General features: G+C 64.3%; 1 pseudogene. It reads right to left on the bottom strand.

Going from position 1 to position 300, the window contains the following annotated elements:
• Positions 1-196 (bottom strand): annotated as a pseudogene (locus NE591_RS14420) (methyltransferase); the annotation flags it as partial.
• Positions 197-300 lie beyond the last annotated feature (104 nt).

Raw genomic sequence — 300 nt, 5'->3', positions numbered from 1 at the left:
ATGCGCTTCTCGCCGATGCCGGATCCGAGCGAGCACTGCAGCACGGCCACACGATCGGCGAGCCCCAGAGCCTCGGCGTTTTCCTTGGCGAGCGCACCGCCTCTGAGGCGATGTCCGTGGCGATGACCCGCACATTCGGGTGCTCGTAGGCCAGCGAGCAGGCGATGCAGCCGGATCCCGTGCACAGGTCGGCCACAAGAAGGCTTTTGCGAGTCTCACCCATGCCTGCAGACGAGGAGCGACCAAAGTCGCCCCCTACGGCGACATCTTCCTCGGTCTCGTTCGATTCGGTATTTTCCG

Source organism: Adlercreutzia sp. DFI.6.23 (assembly GCF_024462535.1).
GTDB lineage: Bacteria > Actinomycetota > Coriobacteriia > Coriobacteriales > Eggerthellaceae > Adlercreutzia > Adlercreutzia rubneri.
The sequence above is the reverse complement of the archived record's forward strand: the minus strand, read 5'-3'. Positions and strand labels throughout refer to the sequence as shown.